Origin of the sequence: Saccharothrix sp. ALI-22-I, assembly GCF_001984175.1 — a bacterium.
In the GTDB taxonomy this organism is placed as follows: domain Bacteria; phylum Actinomycetota; class Actinomycetes; order Mycobacteriales; family Pseudonocardiaceae; genus Actinosynnema.
Genome location: NZ_MTQP01000041.1, coordinates 63,467 through 80,334, shown reverse-complemented (window position 1 = coordinate 80,334; position 16,868 = coordinate 63,467). Strand labels below are relative to the sequence as shown.

Here is a 16,868-nt window from a genome sequence, read left to right as displayed (position 1 = left end):
GCCATTGTCATCGCGGACCCTTTCGCGTGAATGAACTGCGTGTCCCCACAATGTCCGGGCGCCCGGAGGTCAACCAGCACCCTGGCGAGCCGACCACTGGATTGCGTAGCCCTGACAGGGACAGGCAAACGGCCGGCACTCGGTAACGATGAATACCGTCAGCACCGAATCGGAGGATCCGAAAAATGGATCTGCACCTTTCTGGAAAGGTATTCATCGTCACAGGGGCCTCGGTCGGGATTGGCGCGGCCGTCGTCCGGGTACTTGAAGACGAAGGTGCGACGGCGGTGGGCGTGGCCCGCAAGCCGCAGCACACGACCGACATCGCCGCCGACGTCACCGACCTCGGGGCGGCCGGCCTGGTCGTCGACGAGGTGCTGCACCGCCACGGCAGGCGGACGGCCTGGTCAACAACGCGGGCGGGGTGGAGCCGAGGACCGGCTTCCTGGCGGTGACCGACGAGGACTGGCTGTCGTCGTTCGACCTGAACCTGCACTCCGTGGTCCGGTTCAGCCGGGCCGCGCTACCCGCGTTGCTGCGGACCGGCGGTGCGATCGTGCACGTGGCCGGCGAGGCGGCGCGGTTCCCGGATTACCCGTTGGTGGACTACGCGGCCGCCAAGTCGGACTGCTCCCCGAGATGGGCAGGCAGTTCCTGCGGCTGCTGGACGCCCACGCCGCGGTCGAGGACTGGCAGCGGCTGGCGGACACCCTGCCCCCGCACTGCGCCGGCCTCATGGCAGGGCTGGCCTCCGAGTGCGCCGGGAACTGGGCACTCCTGGCCGCCCACCTCGATCGCCGCCAACTCGCCGAGCGTGCGTGACGACGCGACGACCCGGTGGCCTCCGTTTTCCGGAGGCCACCGGGTCGTCGCGGGCGGTCGCCGGGGAGTCGGGGCGCGGCCCGAGCACAGCGTGACCGGTCGGCGCGGTCGGTCAGTGGTCGCGGTGGGAGCGCACCACCATCTCGGGGATGGGCACCGTCGCCACGCCGCGGCCGAGCAGGCGCAGTGCCGCCTCGGCCGACGTGCCCGGCTCGGCGCTGTACATGAGAATGCGGTGCGCGGAATCGTCGGGCAGTTGCACGACCTCGAACTGCAATTCGAGGTGGCCGACCTGCGGGTGTGCGAAGTACTTCACGCCGAACGTGCAGTTGAGCACCGGATGACGTGCCCAGAGCGCGGCGAACTCCTTGCTCTTGATGCACAACTCGCCGATCAACTCGGCCAGGTGGTGATCGTCCGGATGACGTCCGGCGACCAACCGCAATGACGCGACCGAACGCTTGGCCTCATCGCCCCAATTCGGGTACAGCTCACGGGTGTGCGGGTCCAGGAACAGCATCCTGGTCAGATTGGGCCGTTCGGCCGCCGAGCGGGGGCTGTCCACCGCGTAGTGCCCGGCCAGGAGCTGGTGCCCGAGTGCGTTCCAGGCGAGCACGTCGCTGCGGCGATCCATGGCCACCGCGCCCACGCCGTCCATCGCGGCGACGAGCTGCGTCAACCCGGTACGTGCCGACTCGGCGCGCGCCTGCGCGCGACGCCTGCGCCGGGTGGGCCTGGCCAGGTCGCGCAAGTGGGCGGTCTCGTCGTCGTCCAGCCGCAGCGCCCGTGCGATGGCGTCGAGCACGTCGTCCGAGGCGTTCTGGCTCTGCCCCTGCTCAAGGCGGGTGTAGTAGGTCACGCTCACGCCGGCCAACTGCGCCAACTCCTCGCGGCGCAGGCCGGGCACACGCCTGCTGCCGTAGGACGCCAGACCGACCTCTTCGGGCAGCAGCCGAGCGCGACGGGTGCGCAGGAAGTCGCCCAACTCGGTGTCCATACCCGTCAGTGTCCCGCACAAACGGTCCGCGTGGGGGGCGTGAACCTGACCCTGTCAGGGATACCCAGGGGGCAATTTGTTTCCGCCGGGGTTTCCGCCGAGACGGGCGCCGGGCAAATGCCGCCGATGTGCGCAACCGGCGAGACTTTTCAGTCGTACACCCATTCCCGACGACCCACCGCCAGCCTACGATCAGGTCAACACCGAGTCGATTACCGCGCATCGAAACCAGGTCATTCCCAGGTCGCGAACGAATATCAGCCCGCCCTGCGCTCCACCACACCGGCTTCCCCGGTCAAGGAGTCCACCTCCTGACCACGTTCCCGTGGTCGCATCACCTGGCGAGGAAGAGGGGTTCACCGTTCCGGTGAACCCCTCTTCGCCGTTCGATCACCAGCGTGCCCTCACCGCCCGGCCTCACCGCGGCCCTCCTGGCGCCGCGACGGGTACGAGGGCCATGGGCCGAGGGCGGGCAGCGGCCGGTGTCGCCGGTGTCGGAGCACGCCCAGTCGGCCAGGTTGTGCAGGTCCGCCACCGCTGTGCGGAGCGCGTCGCCGATCCGAGCGGTCACGGGGAGACTCAACAGCGCGAGGGCCATCGGCAACCGCGCCACGGCCTCGTGCACGCAACTGCCTCCGCCGTGTCGGTAGTCCGCCGAGGTCCGGAGCGACCTCGCGTGCTCTGATGACAATCCCACGAAACGACGAACCCGTTCGGGCGTCTCTTCCGGGGTCGACGTGGTTGTTCGTTCCCGGACAACGGCGAGATATCCGGCGTACCCTCGGCAGAGTCGCCCCAGTCCCCGGCGAAGCCGACCAGAGTCGATGCGAGCCGACCACGCAGAGGGACAGGCCGATGCCAACGACCGACGTACTGATGAATAACCTCACCCACGACACCACGGGACAGGGCGGGACGTCCTGCCCCGTGTGCCCTCATCCGGCGAACGCGCACGACCCGATCGCCCGGCGGTTCTGCTCCGCGACCGAGGCGGGAGCGCTGTCCCGGGGCTGCCTGTGCTCGGGCGAGTCGAGCGGCGCGACCTACGGCAAGTCGAGCAACGGGGACATCAGCGACCGGGCCGGTCGCGCCTGACGCCGGCGCCCGTGCTCCACGGCGGACCGTGAGGATCCCTGATCGGGAACCCCGTCCCGCACTGGCACGCCGGCGACGTCCGGGTACACGTCGAACGCGAGGTCCAGTCCGGTGACGGTCAGCGGCAGCAGGACCGGGCGGGTGCGGGCGACAACGCAGAACCCCACCCCGGCCGCGTCGGCCGCGGCTTGGACCTCCACCAGGACGCTGAGACCGGCCGCGCCGAAGAAGCGCACCTCACCGAGGTCGACGACCAGGTCCGGGCCGGCGAGGTGGACCTGCGCCAGGACGCGGTCGCGCAACTGGGGGGCGGTCCACCGGTCCACCTCGCCGGACACCGCGCACACCAGGGTGAAGGGCGACAGCCGCCGTACCGCGACGGTGAGCAGTCCGGCAAGTGGGTGGACGGACGACAGGCGGACGACGTCGGACAACGGTGGTCGAGCCGGATTTCGGACGAGGGCACTCATGAGGGTCCTCTCACCTGAACGTGGCGTCCGCGAGGTCCGGGCGGAAGAATTGAGGTGTTGAGCATACAGTCAGGCGAGATCGCCCGTACAGAGCCATTTCAAACCCATCTGGGTTAAATTTTCGGAAAAACTCCCGGCTCTGCGGTCCGACAGCCACCGAAAATCTGTGGAAAATTGTTGTCGACGGTTTTTCTGCGTAATGTGGGACGTACCGAGGGCACATCGAGCGCCGACGTCAGAGCCGGCGCCGCCTTGGGCGCACTACGAAGTCGTCCGGCCGGGTTCGGCCGGAGGCGGGAGCGCCGAGATGATCTCGAACCAGCCCGATCCCACCACCGACCCCCCCACGGGCCGCGAATGCCGGTGGACGATGAACCCGCACACCGGAGCACAGGGCCTCGTCGACGGCGGCTGGTGGCCGTGGTCCACCGACCCCGCGACCGAGTTCCCGCCGTTGATCACCGCCATGGCCGCGCTGGGAATGCCGGTGCTGCGGGTGTCCTACAACCTCGATACCTGGGATCCCAGCGAGCGCCGACTCACCGTGCGCGACACGGTAGTGCGCTTGGAAAGCTTCCACACCACACAACCCCACACAGTCACCATGATCGGACCGGACCGCGCCCAAACCCGGCTGCTGGTGATCCCGCCGGCCACACCGGGCGGCGCCGCGCGAGCCGCGTTGCGCGCCGCCGCCGACATCGACTCGGCTGCCACCGCCGAGGACATCCTGAGGTGGAACAACGTCCCCGTCCCCGACGGGCGGGCCGGCACCACCGCCCAGTCCGGATGGCGGACGGTCGGCACCGAGTCGAGCGAACGCCGGGAATCCGACGGCGGCACGCTCGACCTGGGGGCGGCGCTGCGCAGGCCACGACGGGAAGCGCTCCCCACCGAAGACAGGGCCGCGTCGTGACGACCGCCACCCGGCCGGACCTGTCGGTCGCGCCCCTGCCCGCGGTCGCACCCGTTCCACCGACCGACGTCGTGGCCCACGGCCGGCTGTGGCGCAGACGTGTCCGGGTCAACGTGAGCCACCGCCGGCGGTCGCGTTCCACCGATCGCTGACCCCGCCCCCTGAACGTCCACAGCGGACGCCCAGGGGGCGGGGTCGTCGGTCGGAGCCGAGGCGAGCGCGACCACGCGCATCCCGACATCCAGGGCAAGCGCCCGCGTGTCCACGCCGAGCGCCACCGCTCGGACAGCCACCCGGGCGACACTCGCGCCGGGGATCGGGCGGCCGTCCGGCGGCGCGAGGTCCGGAGGGCGCGCGTCCGGGTGGCAGATCGGCGGCCGCGCGTGCCGGTCCGGCTTCGTGATTCCGGCTGCGTACAGTGAGGCATTCCCGGTATCGGCGATATGGGACAGGCGCGAGTCGTGCTGCGCGACCAGGTGACTGGGAGGTCTCCGGATGGCCCGGTACACCACCGGTCGGTTGACGCAGGTGAGCCGCTGGATCACGGAGAAGGCCATAGAGCTGGACGTGCCCGTCTCGGTCGTCACCCTCTGCCAGACTGCGGTGGCGCGGTTGGGTGTGAGCGGCGCCGTGCTGACCATGGACACCTCCGGCTGGCCGGAGGTCAGGTGCGCCACGGACACGCTGGGTGAGCGGCTGGCCGAGTTGCAGGTGACGGTGGGGGAAGGCCCGGCCGTGGACGTCTGGCGTGGCGGCGGCCCGGCGCTCGTGGCCGATCTCGACGTTCCGTCCAGCCAGGCCCGGTGGCCGATGTTCGCGCCACTGGCCGTCGAGGCCGGGGCGGCTTCGCTGTTCGCGCTGCCGTTGTGCGTCGGCGCGATCCGGGTCGGGGTGCTGTCGCTGTACCGCGTCGAGGCGGGTCACCTCGACGCCGCGACGCTGACCGACTCGTTGGCGTTCGCGGAACTGGCCCTGCGGCTGCTGCTGGACGAGCAGGCCGACCTGAACACGACGGGCCGCGTCGCCGAGGACGTGCTCCCGCTGCACAACCCGCGGGTGCACCAGGCCACCGGGATGGTCGCGGCGCAACTGGACGTGGGCATGGCCGACGCGTTCGCCCACCTGCGCGCACGGTCGTTCGCCGAGCAGACGCCGCTGGGCGACCTGGCGGCCGACGTGGTGGCACGCCGGCGGCGATTCGACCGTGACAAGGAGCTACCGTGACAACGGGTGGCACGACCGCACTCTGAACACACCAGTGGAGGTGGCTGCGATGGACGGTGAACGTCTCGTCGAAACGTTCGTCGAGTTGGCCGACACACTGGTCGACGACTTCGACGTTATCGACTTCCTGCACATGCTCGCAGACCGGTGCGTCGAACTCCTCGCCGTCGACGCGGCGGGACTGCTGCTGGTCGACCAGCAGGGGAGGTTGCAGTTGATCGCGACGTCCAACGAGCAGGCCCGACTGCTGGAACTCTTCCAGCTCCAGAACGACGAAGGGCCTTGCCTGGACGCGTTCGCCTCCGGCGCCAGGGTCAGCCACCCGGATCTGGCCAACGCGGGCGAACGGTGGCCGAGGTTCACCGCAGCGGCCACCGAGGCCGGGTTCGCCGCCGTGGACGCGGTGCCCATGCGCCTGCGCAACGAGGTGATCGGCGCGCTCAACCTGTTCCGGAACCAATCCGGGGAGCTGGACGCGACCGCGTTGCGGACCGCCACCGCGTTGGTCGACGTCGCCACCATCGGCTTGCTGCAACACCGTTCGATCCACCACCACCAGGTGCTGACCGAGCAGCTCCAAGCCGCGCTGAACAGCCGGGTGATCGTCGAACAGGCCAAGGGGTTGATCGCCGAACGCCTCCAGGTCGACATGGACACCGCCTTCGCCGCGCTGCGCGGCTACGCCCGCGGGCACAACCTCAAGCTGAGCCGCGTCGCCGACGAGGTCATCGCGGGCAACATCAACACCGCGGAACTGCTCAGCGCGCCCACCAGGACCACACCACTTCGACGCTGACCCGGGCGCCGACCTGCCCGGCGAGGGGGGACACTGCTCTCGACGATCGGCAGCCGACCGCAGGGACGCGGGCCGAGGACCGTCGGGCTGACCACCGCACGGCGGGCGGCGGCAAGCCCAGCCGGTCATCCGCGGGGCGGACCCGTGTGGCCCCCGACCAGCTCTCGGAGTTCCGGGGTGGGCGCCAGGCCCAAGTCCACGTGGAGGAGGCGGCTGAACCGGTCGAACGCGTGTACCGCCTCGGACTGGTTGCCCTCGGCCAAGTGGACGCGGATGAGGGCGGTCTGAGCGCTCTCCCGCAGCGGGTCGGCTCGGACGACCACACCCGCTGCCGCCGTGGCATCGCCGAAACGCCGTGCCGCGACCAGGCCGTCCACCACTGCCTCCAGCGCGTGAAGCCGGAGTTGGCGCCAGTCCTCGGCCTCGAAGACGGCCCAGTCGTCGTACCAGAGCGGCAGCAGTTCCGACGACAGGGTGGCGACCGCCTCCACGCTCAGGTCCACCGCGGCGTGCGGACCGGCTTCCAGCAGTCGGTGGGCGAGTGCCTGGGCGTCGCGCAGGTCGACCGAGACACCGGGTGCGAGTTCCAGGCTGGACGGGGTGACCAGCAGCGTGTCCCGGCAGGCGCGATTCATGCGGATCAACGTCGACCTCAGGGCCGCGTAGGCGTGGCCCTCGGTCGCGTCCGCCCACAGGGAGCTCGCCACGACCAGCCGTCCCACCGCCCGGTGGCGCATCGCCATGAACGCCAGCAGGCGCTCCACTCCTCCGGAGACGGGAATGACGTCGGCTCCCCCGGTGAGCCGGAACCCGTCGAGGAGCGCGACGCGCAAACCCGTTTGGTGGACGTGAGGCACCAAGCGCACGTTCGGCGCCGCGAGCGGGGTCATGGATTCGGTGTCGTTTCGAGGGGATTCGGAAGAATGATCACGGAAAGCCTTTCGACTTCATCCTGCACGTTTCGCGCGGGCCTGCGTATTCGCTGCCGAAGTCGGAGCCGGCTGCGACTGAACCGTCGGCTAACCTCCTGTCGGTCAGGCTACCAGCGCGAGCATGGCGAATGGCCCAGCCCTCGAAGCCCTTCTCACCACTCGAATGCGCTACGCGCGCGTCCGAGTGCGCCGCCACTCGAACCACCCATTCAAGTTCACTCCGAAACCCGGACGGCGCCCGACACGCGGAACGACCCGGTTCCCCTTCCAGGGCCGGGTCGTCGTTCGGTCTTCGTGTCGACCGCGGTATCTCGGCAGTGCCGGGGGCTACGACTCGCAGCTGCTGCGGAGGTCCGGGGGCACGCCGACGGGTCCGCACGAGTCGGTGTTGTCGCCACCGTTGAGGGTGTCCTGGGCGAGATCGGTACCGGGGCCCCTGAGCGTATCGTTGCCTGCGGAACCGTTCAGCGTGTCCGTGCCGAAACCACCGTTGAGGGTGTCGTCGCCCGCCTGACCGGTGAGCGTGTCGTTGCCGGTGCCGCCGGTGATCGTGTCAGCGTAGGCCGTGCCGGTGATGGTGTCGTTGCCACCCTCGCCGTAGATGGTCTTGCCGGGTTCGGCGCTGGTGCAGTCGATCGTGTCGTTCCCTCCGGACCCGAACACGGCGGTGTCCGTCTGCGTCACGTTGGGGCCGATGGTGCACGGGACCGCCGCCGAGGCGCTACCTGCACCGACGAAACCGCCCATGACCATGATGCCTACGGCCAGGATCGGGTAAAGCTGTCGATTTCGCACTTTGTCCTCCGTTTCGTCTCCGGGAATTCGGATGACCACATCGTGTTCCGCGAGGCGTTACCGGCGCGTGACGCCACGTGGACGTCGACAGGACCACAGTGCAACCGGGTCTGGGGGGCACCGTCCGGCACGAAGGCACCCAGGGGCGCGTGCAGAAGAAACGTTGTCACCCCTTGGTGCAAGGTGCTTTCGCGGCGTCGCGTGAGGCGAGCCCCAGGTGGTTCCCCATCACCGCTGTCGATCAGCAGGAGCAGACGCCGCCGTTGTTGACACCGGCTACGCCGTTGGGGCCGACGAGGCCGCCGGATCCGCCGACGCCACCGTTGCCGCCTCGGACGATCAGGTTGGTCTCGTCCATGACGCTGTTGCCGAACTCCTGCTCCCACAGCCGCCCTTGGGAGTCGAAGGCCAGGCCTTGGGGGTTGCGGTGGCCGTAGCTCCACACGGCGTTGCCGAACGGGTTGTCGCCTGGGATCGTGCCGTCGCGGTTGATGCGCAGGACTTTGCCGGCGAGGCTGGTGCGGTCCTGGGCCCAGCTGCCGTTCTGGCCGTCGCCGGTGGCGCCGACGAGGTCCGTCACCGACTGGTCCACCTGTCCGCCGCCACGATCGACCGCCGCCTTGGCCCCGAACCCGGCCGCGTCGGGTGGTAGGGCACGATTTGGTTTTGTGACGGACTCGGGGACCGCCGCCTACGATCACTGCGTCGATCTGCCGCCGTTGGTGGCCAAGGCGGTCGGGGCCGCTCGCTCGATCGGCTTCGCGTACTCCTGCCTGCCCGAGCAGGGCCGGTTGCTGCGGGTGCTCGCGGGCGGCGTCGGCGCAGGGGTGATCGGCGAGACCGGGACGGGCTGCGGCGTGGGTCTGGCCTGGTTGGCATCCGGCGCGCACCCGGACGCCCGGCTGGTCAGTGTGGAACGTGACCGGGCACGAGCGGAGACCGCCGCCGGGGTGTTCGCCGACGAGTCGCGGGTCCAGGTGCGTACCGGTGACTGGTCGGAGCTGGCCGACACCGCTCCTTTCGACCTGTTGGTCCTCGACGGCGGCGGTCAGGGCAAGGGCGATGAGCGGCCACTGGACCCGGCCGAATGGCTGCGACCCGGAGGCCTTGTGGTCCTGGACGACTTCACCCCGATGACGAGTTGGCCGCCTGTCCACGACGGACAGCCGGACACCGCCCGGATGTACTGGCTGAGCCATCCAAGGCTGCGCGCCGCCGAGGTCAGGGTCACCCCGACCGCAGCGACGATTGTCGCCACCTTCCTGGGCTGACGTTGACGCAAGCCTCACGCCGCGGCGCAGCGCTGGGATCATCGCTGCCAAGGGCGGTACGCCTGCCGACATCACCGTCGGCGGCGCGCTGGAGTTGGTGGACCACGAAGCCGGGACCTCCGCCTGCCCGACACGCGATCACAAGGTCTCCTATCGGATGCCGCGTGAGGTGGGGATTCCCGGAATCGGGGCCGTGGGCTGCCGGAAGTCGGTACGACAGGAGCCGCCGCCGTGGGCGAGGTCGAGTGCACGCAGCTTGGCGGTAACGGTCTGAGCCGGCGGGAAAGCCGGCCATTCCTCGAATGATCTCGGCCTCACCGCGGGAACCAGGGGCAGGGAAGTTGCCGCGTCGGTCACGCCGTGCGCCTGAGCAGCAACACCACGTCCTCCGCCTCAGGACCGGCCGAGCGGAACGAGCCGACCACCGTGCCGGACGAAGATCAGGTACAGCAGTCGTGACGCCACGCCTGACGAACCGGTCGCCATGGTCACCGGATCTCGACGAGTACGAGCAACGACATCCGGTCCGACTCACCGGTCCGCGGGCAGCCACTCGATCCGCAGCCCGGACCCTACCGGTCGCCGACTGTGGACGGCGCATCGCGCGAAGCCGACGGGCGTCGATGCGCCGTCCACAGTGGTCAGTCGTTACATGACGTGGCTGAAGCTTCCCCAGCCATGCCCGATCTCTCTCGGTGAGGAGAGGGCGAGGTTGTTGTTCGGGTAGTAGAGGAGCTTGCCGTCCGCCGCCACGCCCAGCACGTCGGCATGCCCGTCACCGCTGAAGTCGCTGGCCATCACGTGGCTGAAACCACCCCAACCATGCCCGAGCTCCCGCGGCGGAGACAAGGCGTAGTCGTTGTTCGGGTAATAGAGAAGCTTGCCGTCCGCAGTCACCCCGAGAACATCCGCAGCACCATCACCGCTGAAATCGGCCGCCATCACATGGCTGAAACCACCCCAACCATGCCCGAGCTCCCGCGGCGGAGACAAGGCGAGGTCGTTGTTCGGGTAGTAGAGGAGCTTGCCGTCCGCTGCCACGCCCAGCACGTCGGAATGTCCGTCACCGCTGAAGTCGGACACTCGTTCGAGGTCGATGTCGATGTCCTCCACGATGTTGCGGTAGCGCAGGGCGCGGTAGTGAGAGGTCGGGTGTCCGGAGAGCGTGGACTGGCTGAACGACGCCCCGGTCACCTTGTCCAGCGGTGTGGAGCCGAAGCTGTAGTACCAGAAGCGGGTCTTGGCGCTGTTCTCCCAGCCGCCGAAGAGGATCGCGTGGTACGGGTAGCGTCCGCCGTCGTCGTCGACACGGTCATTGAGCAGGTCGCCGGGCCGCAGGTCGGACCGGGCGATCGACACGGTCAGGCCCGGGTCGTCGAGTCCGTCGGTGTTCGGGTCGGACCCGAGATGCCACGCCATGCCGACATAGCCGGAGCAGTCGCGTCGGTACTGGCGCGTGCGGCCGACATCCCACGCCTTGGCAGCTTGGCTGTAGGTCATGTCCGAGTTGTTGCGGCGGTTGTACCAGTCGGTGGCACGGGCCAGCACCTCGGTGCGGGTGATGTTGCCGCCGATCGTCGAGGCGGTCGTGACGTCGGCCTGAGCCGGTGCGGGAACCGCCAGTGCGGTCGCGGTGACCAGAGCCGCGACCACCCCCCTGAGCAAAATTCTGGTCCCTGATCTGGTTTTCCGCACTCTTCTCCCCTTTGTGCGTCGGTCGTGCCGCCCCTCGGCAGCACGTACCCGCATCGCCTCGGCCGTTGATCGCCGGGCATCGGAAGGCTAAGTGGGGCAACGTTGCCGTGGTATCCGGCAAACGCCTTACAGCCACGCCTCGTTGAGCTCGGGTAGCGTGATCAGGCCGTCGAGGAGGAGGGCGAACCACGCCCTTAGCACCTCGGTCTCGCGCGGCGACGGGGGGCCAGAGCTGGCGGCACAAGGTGATCCGCAGCTTCCGGAAGACCTTGCGCAGGTGATGGTCCACGGTTGTGGGGCTGACCACGAGGCTGACGGCGATCTCCTGGTACTGCGAGAACGTGCACCCCAAGAGCCTCTGCGACTGCTGACTGGCCGCCTGATCGCGACGTGAGACGTGCTCACCTGTTTGGCGCAAGCCGTGTCCGGGCATTCGACAGTGTCCTCGTCACGCGACCGGAGGTATGACGGTGTCACCCTCGGTAAGCGAAAACGTGCTGGCCGACCGTTACCAGCTCTTCGAGCCGATCGGGATCGGCGGCATGGCCGAGGTCCGCCGCGCGTGGGACTCCGTGTTGAGACGACACGTCGCGATCAAGTTGTTCCAGCCCGGCTTCGACCCCGCGGCGGCGCAGCGGTTCGACAACGAGGTCCGTCTGCTGGCCGGGCTCTCCCACCCCGGGCTGGTCTCGGTCTACGACGCCGACACGGGCGCGGCCACCCCGTATGTCGTGCTGCGGTTGATCGAGGGCCGCACGCTGCGGGCGCTGATGGACCACGGCCCGCTGCCGCTGGAGCAGGTGCGCCGGCTCGGCGCCGGGCTGGCCGACGCGCTGGCCTACGTGCACGCCCACGATCTGGTGCACCGCGACGTGAAGCCGTCGAACATCCTGCTCGACCACGAGGACAACGCCTACCTCGCCGACTTCGGCCTTGCCCACCTGACCGGCGCCACCCGGCTGACCCGCACCCACGAGCTGGTGGGCACCGCCGCCTACCTCGCCCCGGAACAGGTGCTCGGCCAGGACATCGACCGCGCGGCCGACGTCTACGCCCTGGGCCTGGTCCTGCTGGAGTGCCTGACCGGGCGGCGCGAGTACCAGGGCGGTGACGTGGAGGCGGCGGTCGCCCGGCTGCACCGCCCGCCCGTCGTGCCCGAGGACCTGCCCGCCGACGTCCGGGAGCTGCTGGCGCGGATGACCGCCTCCGCGCCGGACGACCGCCCCACCGCGCACGATTGCGCGCAGGTCTTGCAGGGCGCCCTTCCGCACGACGGCACGCCGGAGCCCCGCGAGGACGGGGCCACCGAGGAACTGCCCCGCGGCGCGCGCCCGACGTGGAAGACGCTCGTCGCCTCGGCGGGTGCGCTGGTCGGCGCGTTCGCGATCACGCTGGCCGCCACGTCGGGCCGACCGCCGGCGACCTCCGCGCCACCCGTGTCCACGACGCAGCAGACGGCCCCGGAACAGCCGGCCTCGTCGGACGCGCCGCAGGACCAGGACCCGGTCAAGCCCCAGTACATGGGCACTCCGCAGGCCTCGGACACGACGGCGGTGACCACCACGCCACAGGTCACGACATCAGCGGTAGCGCCCGCAGTCGACCCGGTGGCCGGTGACCCGGCTGCACCCGTGACCGAACCGGACGGCAGCCCCACCGCCACGGAGTCCGCTCCCACCACCACGCAACAGCAGACGTCGAACCCGCCGACGACGACGGTTGAGATGTCGGAGCCCAGTGCGGAGCCCGCCGAGCCCACGGCTCAGCCGACCGAAGACGGCAGTCAGCCGACCGAAGACGGCAGCTGAGCGGCGCCAGGGGCCGAGGGCTGAAGACCTCGGGAGGCGCTCTCCTACTCAGGGTGGGCGCCGGGGCCGGGGTCGAGGTCGTGGACGGGCGCGATGGGGGTCGGGCTGAGCGACGCCTCGTCCTCCCCCTCCTCCAGGAGCGTGGCAGCCGGGCCGACGACCCGCGGGTCCGGTTCGCCGACCACCTCAAGGTCCTTGTCGTCATAGTCCATGCGCGCCAGCACGCTGCGCATGGCCTCGAGCCTGGCCCGCTTCTTGTCGTTGCTCTTCACCACGGTCCACGGCGCGGCCTCCGTGTCGGTCGCGCGGAACATCGCCACCTTCGCCTCGGTGTAGGCGTCCCACCGGTCCAGCGACTCGACGTCGTTCGGGCTCAGCTTCCACTGCCGCACCGGGTCGACCTGCCGGATCAAGAACCGCGTCCGCTGCTCCGCGCGCGACACCGAGAACCACAGCTTGACCAGCGTGATCCCGTCGTCCACCAGCATTTTCTCGAACGTCGGGGCCTGCCGCATAAAGCGCTCGTACTGCTCATCGGTGCAGTAGCCCATGACGCGCTCGACACCGGCGCGGTTGTACCAGGACCGGTCGAACATGACGATCTCACCAGCGGTCGGCAGATGGTCGACGTACCGCTGGAAGTACCACTCGCCCTGCTCCCGGTCGGTCGGCTTGCTCAACGCCACCACCCGCGCCCCACGCGGGTTGAGGTGCTCGGTGAACCTCTTGATCGTGCCGCCCTTGCCCGCCGCGTCACGTCCCTCGAACACGACGACCATCCGCCCGCCGGTGTCCTTGATCCAGTACTGCAGCTTCAGCAGCTCGATCTGCAGCAGCCGCTTGGACAGCTCGTATTCCTCGCGCGTCAGCCGCGTCGAGTACGGGTAGTTCTCCCGCCAGGTGTCGATCGGCGTGCCGTCCGCGTACCTCAGCACGGGGTCGTCCCCGTCGTCGTAGTCCACCACGAGGTCTTCCACGCGCAGTCCGGGGAACAGGTCGGAGATGTCGAGCGCGTTGTTCACCGGATCGGCGTACCCGGGCCGCTAACTGGACAAACTCCGACAGTGCGGGCGCGCCGAAGAGCGGCCCGCACCGCCGGACCGGACGACAGCAGCGAGCCGATCCGCACCGCGACGAGGTCGATCCGGACGCCCTGATTCGGACAGCCACCGTGGTGGTGCAGCCCGATCACCTTGTGCGTGCGCCGGGACAGCACCGGCGAGCCCGACGAGCCGCCCTCGGTGTCGCACCGGTAAGCGATGTCGGACTGCGACGAGCTGCCGTTCACCCTGACCGCGCAGACGGAGCAGTAGCCCCGCCGTTCAGGTCGTCGCGCAGGGACAGCTTCTTGAGCTTGCCTGCCGGGTGCTGCGATGGCGCCCGCGTGATCGCGAGGAAGTCGATCTACCCGAACCGGACCGGGCGTCCACCGGTCGACGACACCACCGTGGCGTTGATCGAATGGATGTCCCGGGAGAACACCGCTGGGGCTACCGCCGGATCCAGGGCGAACTGCTCAAGCTCGGCCACTGGGTGGCCGCGTCAACGGTCCGTCGCGTGCTCAAGCGCCCGCGGATACCGCGTCCAGTGCCACCACGACGAAGCCCAGTGCGGCGAGGGGTTCCGCGTCGAGGCCCATCCCGCCGGGGTCGAAGCACGGGGCGACCCTGGTGACCTGCGGGCCGGGGTAGACGTTGTCCACCACCGGGTAGCGCCGGGCGGGGTCGAACCCCCGCGGCCGGTACAGCACCCCGTAGACGTCCGTCACCCCGTCGGCCGCCTTGACGCGGAACCGTTCCGGCGGTGTCCAGCCGGTGGCGGTGAGCTTGCCGAGGTCGGCGCGTTCCAGCTCGACCAGCACCCGCCCGGACCAGTCGCGGACCGGTGCCGCGGTGGTGCCGTCGAACGTCCCGGCGCGGTGGTCGACATCAGCGCCCTCCCGATGCGGGAGATCACGGCCACGCCGCGGGGTGGGGTGCGGATCGGCGCGCTGGTGCGGATGTCGGAGGCCGCCGCCGACCGCAGGGTGCGTGACGCCTACCCGGTGGTCTCGGAGACGTTGGAGTTGAGCGCGTCGGCGCAGTTGCGCAACATGGCGACCATCGGCGGCAACATCATGCAGCGCACCCGCTGCACGTACTTCCGGGACGTGTCCGCCGCCTGCAACAAACGTCAACCCGGTTCGGGTTGTGCCGCGCGGGGCGGGGTCAACCGGACCCACTCGATCCTCGGCGGCTCAGAGCACTGCGTGGCCACCCATCCCTCCGATGTCGCGGTGGCGTTCGCCGACTTCCTGCTCCAGCCGGGGACCACGCCGGAGCGGGAACAGGCGTTGCGGCCCGGCGAGCTGATCACTGCGGTGGAGATCCCGGCGCATCCTCGGCCGCTGAAGTCGGGGTATCTGAAGGTGCGGGACCGGCAGAGCTACGAGTTCGCCCTCACCTCCGCCGCGGTCGCCCTACACGTCCAGGGTGGGGTGATCCGCGCGGCGAAGATCGCCGCCGGCGGTGTCGGCACGGTGCCCTGGAAGCTGTCCACAGTGGAACAGCACCTGATCGGCAAGCGCCCGTCGGACCGGTTGTGGGCCGAGGCCGCCGCGCGGGCGGCGGACGGCGCACAGCCGTTGACACACAACGAGTTCAAGGTTGAGCTGCTGAAACGGACCGTGGAACGTCAGCTGCGTGTGGTGGGAGGTATCCGATGACCCTGCAACCCCAGACCGCCGTCGGCACCCCGCAGTCCCGTGTGGACGGACGGCTCAAGGTGACCGGGCGCGCCCCCTACGCCGCGGACCACGGCGCCGAGGAGGGCGTCGACAACGTCCGGTACGCGGTCGTGGTGGACAGCACCGTCGCCCGCTGGGATGGTGACAACCTCACGGTGTGGGACAAGACCCAGTGGGTGGTCGGTGGCACCCAGACCGAACTCGCCGCGGTGTTCGGCATTCCGCAGCAGTCGGTGCGGGTCATCTCGCCGTTCGTGGGTGGTGGGTTCGGCAGCGGGCTGCGCGCGTGGCCGCACACCACGATCGCGGCGCTCGCCGCCAGGGTGACCGGTCTGCCGGTGAAGCTCGTGCTGTCCCGGCGGCAAATGTACTTCGGCACCGGTTTCCGGCCCGCCTACACCTACGCGTTGAAGGTGGCCGGCGACCGGCGCGGCCAGCTGACCGCGATGGTCCACGACGTCCGGGCGGAGACCTCCAGCTACGAGACGTTCACCGAGGCCGTGCTGGTGCCGGGGCAGATGCTCTACAGCATGCCTCACGTGCGGCAGGCGTATTCGACGGTGCCGCTGGATGTGAACACCCCGATCTGGATGCGTGGTCCCGGCTTCGCCACCGGCACCCAGGTCATCGAGTGCGCGATGGACGAGCTCGCCCACGAACTGGGCGTCGACCCGATCGAGCTACGCCTGCGCAACGAACCCGGCAAGGACCCGTCGACCGGGTTGCCGTTCTCCACCCGCCGGCTGCGCGAGTGCTACCAGGTGGGTGCCCGGGAGTTCGGCTGGCACCGGCGCAACCCCAAACCGGGCGTCACCCGGGACGGCGACTGGCTGATCGGCACCGGCATGGCCGCCGCCGTCTACGACACCGGCGGGTTTCCCGCCCAAGCACATGTCCGGCTCAACGCCGACGGCACCGCCCTGGTGCAATCCGCGACCAGCGACATGGGCCCCGGCACCTACACCTCCATGCCCCAGGTCGCCGCCGACGCCCTCGGCCTGACGGATGCACCTGAAGAACGACCCCACCGCGGCGAGACCTACCAACAGCTGCTGACCCGCAACCAACGCCCCCACCTCGAAGCGATCGGCACCTACACCGGCGCGGTGCACGACCGGTTCTCCATGTCCGCCTGCGGCGCCGTGTTCGCCGAGATCGCCGTCGACGCTCGCCTCGGCATCGTCCGCCTCCGCCGCATGCTCGGCGTCTACGACGCCGGCAAGATCGTCAACCCCAAACTCGCCGACAGCCAGGCCATCGGCGGCATGGTCGGCGGCATCGGCGCCGCCCTGCTACCCCACTGCTGCCCCGAGCCGACCGCG

The 16,868-nt window shown here is 69.8% G+C and carries 17 protein-coding genes and 3 pseudogenes; 11 read left to right on the top strand and 9 right to left on the bottom strand.

What is annotated here, in order from left to right; all coding sequences use genetic code 11:
* Positions 1 to 185: 185 nt before the first annotated feature.
* The 3 genes and pseudogenes from ALI22I_RS54480 (at position 186) to ALI22I_RS50455 (ending at position 822) form a co-directional block, all read left to right on the top strand.
* Positions 186 to 455 (top strand): SDR family NAD(P)-dependent oxidoreductase, encoded by a 270-nt coding sequence (locus tag ALI22I_RS54480; RefSeq protein WP_077004499.1) that lies wholly within the window; start codon positions 186 to 188, stop codon positions 453 to 455.
* Positions 425 to 565 (top strand): annotated as a pseudogene (locus ALI22I_RS55385) (SDR family oxidoreductase); the annotation flags it as partial. The gene ALI22I_RS54480 and the pseudogene ALI22I_RS55385, both read left to right, overlap by 31 nt.
* A gap of 74 nt (positions 566 to 639) precedes the next feature.
* Positions 640 to 822, top strand: coding sequence for a hypothetical protein (locus ALI22I_RS50455; RefSeq protein ID WP_077004498.1), 183 nt, complete (start codon positions 640 to 642; stop codon positions 820 to 822).
* A gap of 112 nt (positions 823 to 934) precedes the next feature.
* Here ALI22I_RS50455 and ALI22I_RS05900 read toward each other — a convergent pair whose 3' ends face one another.
* Positions 935 to 1,819, bottom strand: a complete 885-nt coding sequence (locus ALI22I_RS05900; RefSeq protein ID WP_077004497.1) for a helix-turn-helix transcriptional regulator — start codon at positions 1,817 to 1,819, stop codon at positions 935 to 937.
* Between the two features lie 684 nt (positions 1,820 to 2,503).
* Here ALI22I_RS05900 and ALI22I_RS55025 point away from each other — a divergent pair.
* On the top strand, positions 2,504 to 2,914 hold the full coding sequence (locus ALI22I_RS55025; RefSeq protein WP_338013465.1) for an RGCVC family protein: 411 nt from the start codon (positions 2,504 to 2,506) through the stop codon (positions 2,912 to 2,914).
* On the opposite strand, the gene ALI22I_RS05890 is transcribed toward ALI22I_RS55025, so the two are convergent.
* Entirely contained in the window at positions 2,863 to 3,384 is a 522-nt protein-coding gene (locus tag ALI22I_RS05890; protein ID WP_083751461.1) for an STAS domain-containing protein, read from the bottom strand. The genes ALI22I_RS55025 and ALI22I_RS05890 overlap by 52 nt on opposite strands.
* A 307-nt stretch (positions 3,385 to 3,691) precedes the next feature.
* On the opposite strand from ALI22I_RS05890, the gene ALI22I_RS05885 reads away from it, so the two are divergent.
* From ALI22I_RS05885 to ALI22I_RS05875, 3 genes are all read left to right on the top strand, one after another.
* The gene (locus ALI22I_RS05885; protein WP_077004494.1) at positions 3,692 to 4,300 is read left to right on the top strand and encodes a DUF5994 family protein; all 609 of its coding nucleotides are present in this window, start codon (positions 3,692 to 3,694) and stop codon (positions 4,298 to 4,300) included.
* Between the two features lie 495 nt (positions 4,301 to 4,795).
* Positions 4,796 to 5,524, top strand: a complete 729-nt coding sequence (locus ALI22I_RS05880) for a GAF and ANTAR domain-containing protein (protein ID WP_077004493.1) — start codon at positions 4,796 to 4,798, stop codon at positions 5,522 to 5,524.
* 49 nt (positions 5,525 to 5,573) lie between these two features.
* On the top strand, positions 5,574 to 6,320 hold the full coding sequence (locus ALI22I_RS05875; RefSeq protein WP_077004492.1) for a GAF and ANTAR domain-containing protein: 747 nt from the start codon (positions 5,574 to 5,576) through the stop codon (positions 6,318 to 6,320).
* Between the two features lie 125 nt (positions 6,321 to 6,445).
* Here ALI22I_RS05875 and ALI22I_RS05870 read toward each other — a convergent pair whose 3' ends face one another.
* The 3 genes and pseudogenes from ALI22I_RS05870 to ALI22I_RS05860 form a co-directional block, all read right to left on the bottom strand.
* Positions 6,446 to 7,210: an AfsR/SARP family transcriptional regulator gene (locus ALI22I_RS05870; protein ID WP_077004491.1), complete on the bottom strand. Its 765-nt coding sequence runs from the start codon at positions 7,208 to 7,210 to the stop codon at positions 6,446 to 6,448.
* 369 nt (positions 7,211 to 7,579) lie between these two features.
* The gene (locus tag ALI22I_RS54475; RefSeq protein ID WP_143531992.1) at positions 7,580 to 8,047 is read right to left on the bottom strand and encodes a calcium-binding protein; all 468 of its coding nucleotides are present in this window, start codon (positions 8,045 to 8,047) and stop codon (positions 7,580 to 7,582) included.
* Positions 8,048 to 8,318: 271 nt separating this feature from the next.
* Positions 8,319 to 8,618, bottom strand: a pseudogene (locus ALI22I_RS05860) (PQQ-dependent sugar dehydrogenase); the annotation flags it as partial.
* Between the two features lie 97 nt (positions 8,619 to 8,715).
* Here ALI22I_RS05860 and ALI22I_RS05855 point away from each other — a divergent pair.
* Positions 8,716 to 9,318 carry an O-methyltransferase gene (locus ALI22I_RS05855; RefSeq protein WP_077004489.1) on the top strand — a complete coding sequence of 201 codons (603 nt, stop codon included), beginning with the start codon at positions 8,716 to 8,718 and terminating at the stop codon, positions 9,316 to 9,318.
* Positions 9,319 to 9,966: 648 nt separating this feature from the next.
* Here the strand turns inward: ALI22I_RS05855 and ALI22I_RS05850 are convergent.
* Complete coding sequence (locus ALI22I_RS05850) at positions 9,967 to 10,818, bottom strand: FG-GAP repeat domain-containing protein (RefSeq protein WP_143531990.1); 852 nt, start codon at positions 10,816 to 10,818, stop codon at positions 9,967 to 9,969.
* Positions 10,819 to 11,483: 665 nt separating this feature from the next.
* On the opposite strand from ALI22I_RS05850, the gene ALI22I_RS05845 reads away from it, so the two are divergent.
* Positions 11,484 to 12,821, top strand: a complete 1,338-nt coding sequence (locus tag ALI22I_RS05845; protein WP_179118113.1) for a serine/threonine-protein kinase — start codon at positions 11,484 to 11,486, stop codon at positions 12,819 to 12,821.
* A gap of 44 nt (positions 12,822 to 12,865) precedes the next feature.
* Here the strand turns inward: ALI22I_RS05845 and ppk2 are convergent, their stop codons facing one another.
* From ppk2 to ALI22I_RS53140, 3 genes are all read right to left on the bottom strand, one after another.
* Positions 12,866 to 13,843, bottom strand: a complete 978-nt coding sequence (gene ppk2 / locus ALI22I_RS05840; RefSeq protein ID WP_238598134.1) for a polyphosphate kinase 2 — start codon at positions 13,841 to 13,843, stop codon at positions 12,866 to 12,868.
* Complete coding sequence (locus ALI22I_RS05835; protein WP_077004486.1) at positions 13,840 to 14,109, bottom strand: trypsin-like serine peptidase; 270 nt, start codon at positions 14,107 to 14,109, stop codon at positions 13,840 to 13,842. Before ALI22I_RS05835 ends, ppk2 begins: the two co-directional genes overlap by 4 nt.
* A 273-nt stretch (positions 14,110 to 14,382) precedes the next feature.
* Positions 14,383 to 14,682 (bottom strand): alpha/beta hydrolase family protein, encoded by a 300-nt coding sequence (locus tag ALI22I_RS53140; protein ID WP_238598133.1) that lies wholly within the window; start codon positions 14,680 to 14,682, stop codon positions 14,383 to 14,385.
* Positions 14,683 to 14,739: 57 nt separating this feature from the next.
* Here ALI22I_RS53140 and ALI22I_RS55380 point away from each other — a divergent pair, with 57 nt between their 5' ends.
* Both ALI22I_RS55380 and ALI22I_RS05820 read left to right on the top strand, forming a co-directional pair.
* A complete protein-coding gene (locus tag ALI22I_RS55380; protein WP_238598132.1) occupies positions 14,740 to 15,525 on the top strand; it encodes an FAD binding domain-containing protein in 786 nt (261 codons plus the stop codon).
* A pseudogene (locus ALI22I_RS05820) lies at positions 15,522 to 16,841 on the top strand (xanthine dehydrogenase family protein molybdopterin-binding subunit); the annotation flags it as partial. The gene ALI22I_RS55380 and the pseudogene ALI22I_RS05820, both read left to right, overlap by 4 nt.
* Positions 16,842 to 16,868: the final 27 nt, after the last annotated feature.

Bases quoted from the DNA above. Each gene is read 5' to 3' on its own strand.
- ALI22I_RS05880 (WP_077004493.1), top strand. From the start codon at position 4,796: ATGGCCCGGTACACCACCGGTCGGTTGACGCAGGTGAGCCGCTGGATC.
- ALI22I_RS05885 (WP_077004494.1), top strand. From the start codon at position 3,692: ATGATCTCGAACCAGCCCGATCCCACCACCGACCCCCCCACGGGCCGC.
- ALI22I_RS05900 (WP_077004497.1), bottom strand. From the start codon at position 1,819: ATGGACACCGAGTTGGGCGACTTCCTGCGCACCCGTCGCGCTCGGCTG.
- ALI22I_RS05870 (WP_077004491.1), bottom strand. From the start codon at position 7,210: ATGACCCCGCTCGCGGCGCCGAACGTGCGCTTGGTGCCTCACGTCCAC.
- ALI22I_RS55025 (WP_338013465.1), top strand. From the start codon at position 2,504: ATGACAATCCCACGAAACGACGAACCCGTTCGGGCGTCTCTTCCGGGG.
- ALI22I_RS05850 (WP_143531990.1), bottom strand. From the start codon at position 10,818: ATGACCTACAGCCAAGCTGCCAAGGCGTGGGATGTCGGCCGCACGCGC.
- ALI22I_RS50455 (WP_077004498.1), top strand. From the start codon at position 640: ATGGGCAGGCAGTTCCTGCGGCTGCTGGACGCCCACGCCGCGGTCGAG.
- ALI22I_RS05875 (WP_077004492.1), top strand. From the start codon at position 5,574: ATGGACGGTGAACGTCTCGTCGAAACGTTCGTCGAGTTGGCCGACACA.
- ALI22I_RS54480 (WP_077004499.1), top strand. From the start codon at position 186: ATGGATCTGCACCTTTCTGGAAAGGTATTCATCGTCACAGGGGCCTCG.
- ALI22I_RS05890 (WP_083751461.1), bottom strand. From the start codon at position 3,384: ATGAGTGCCCTCGTCCGAAATCCGGCTCGACCACCGTTGTCCGACGTC.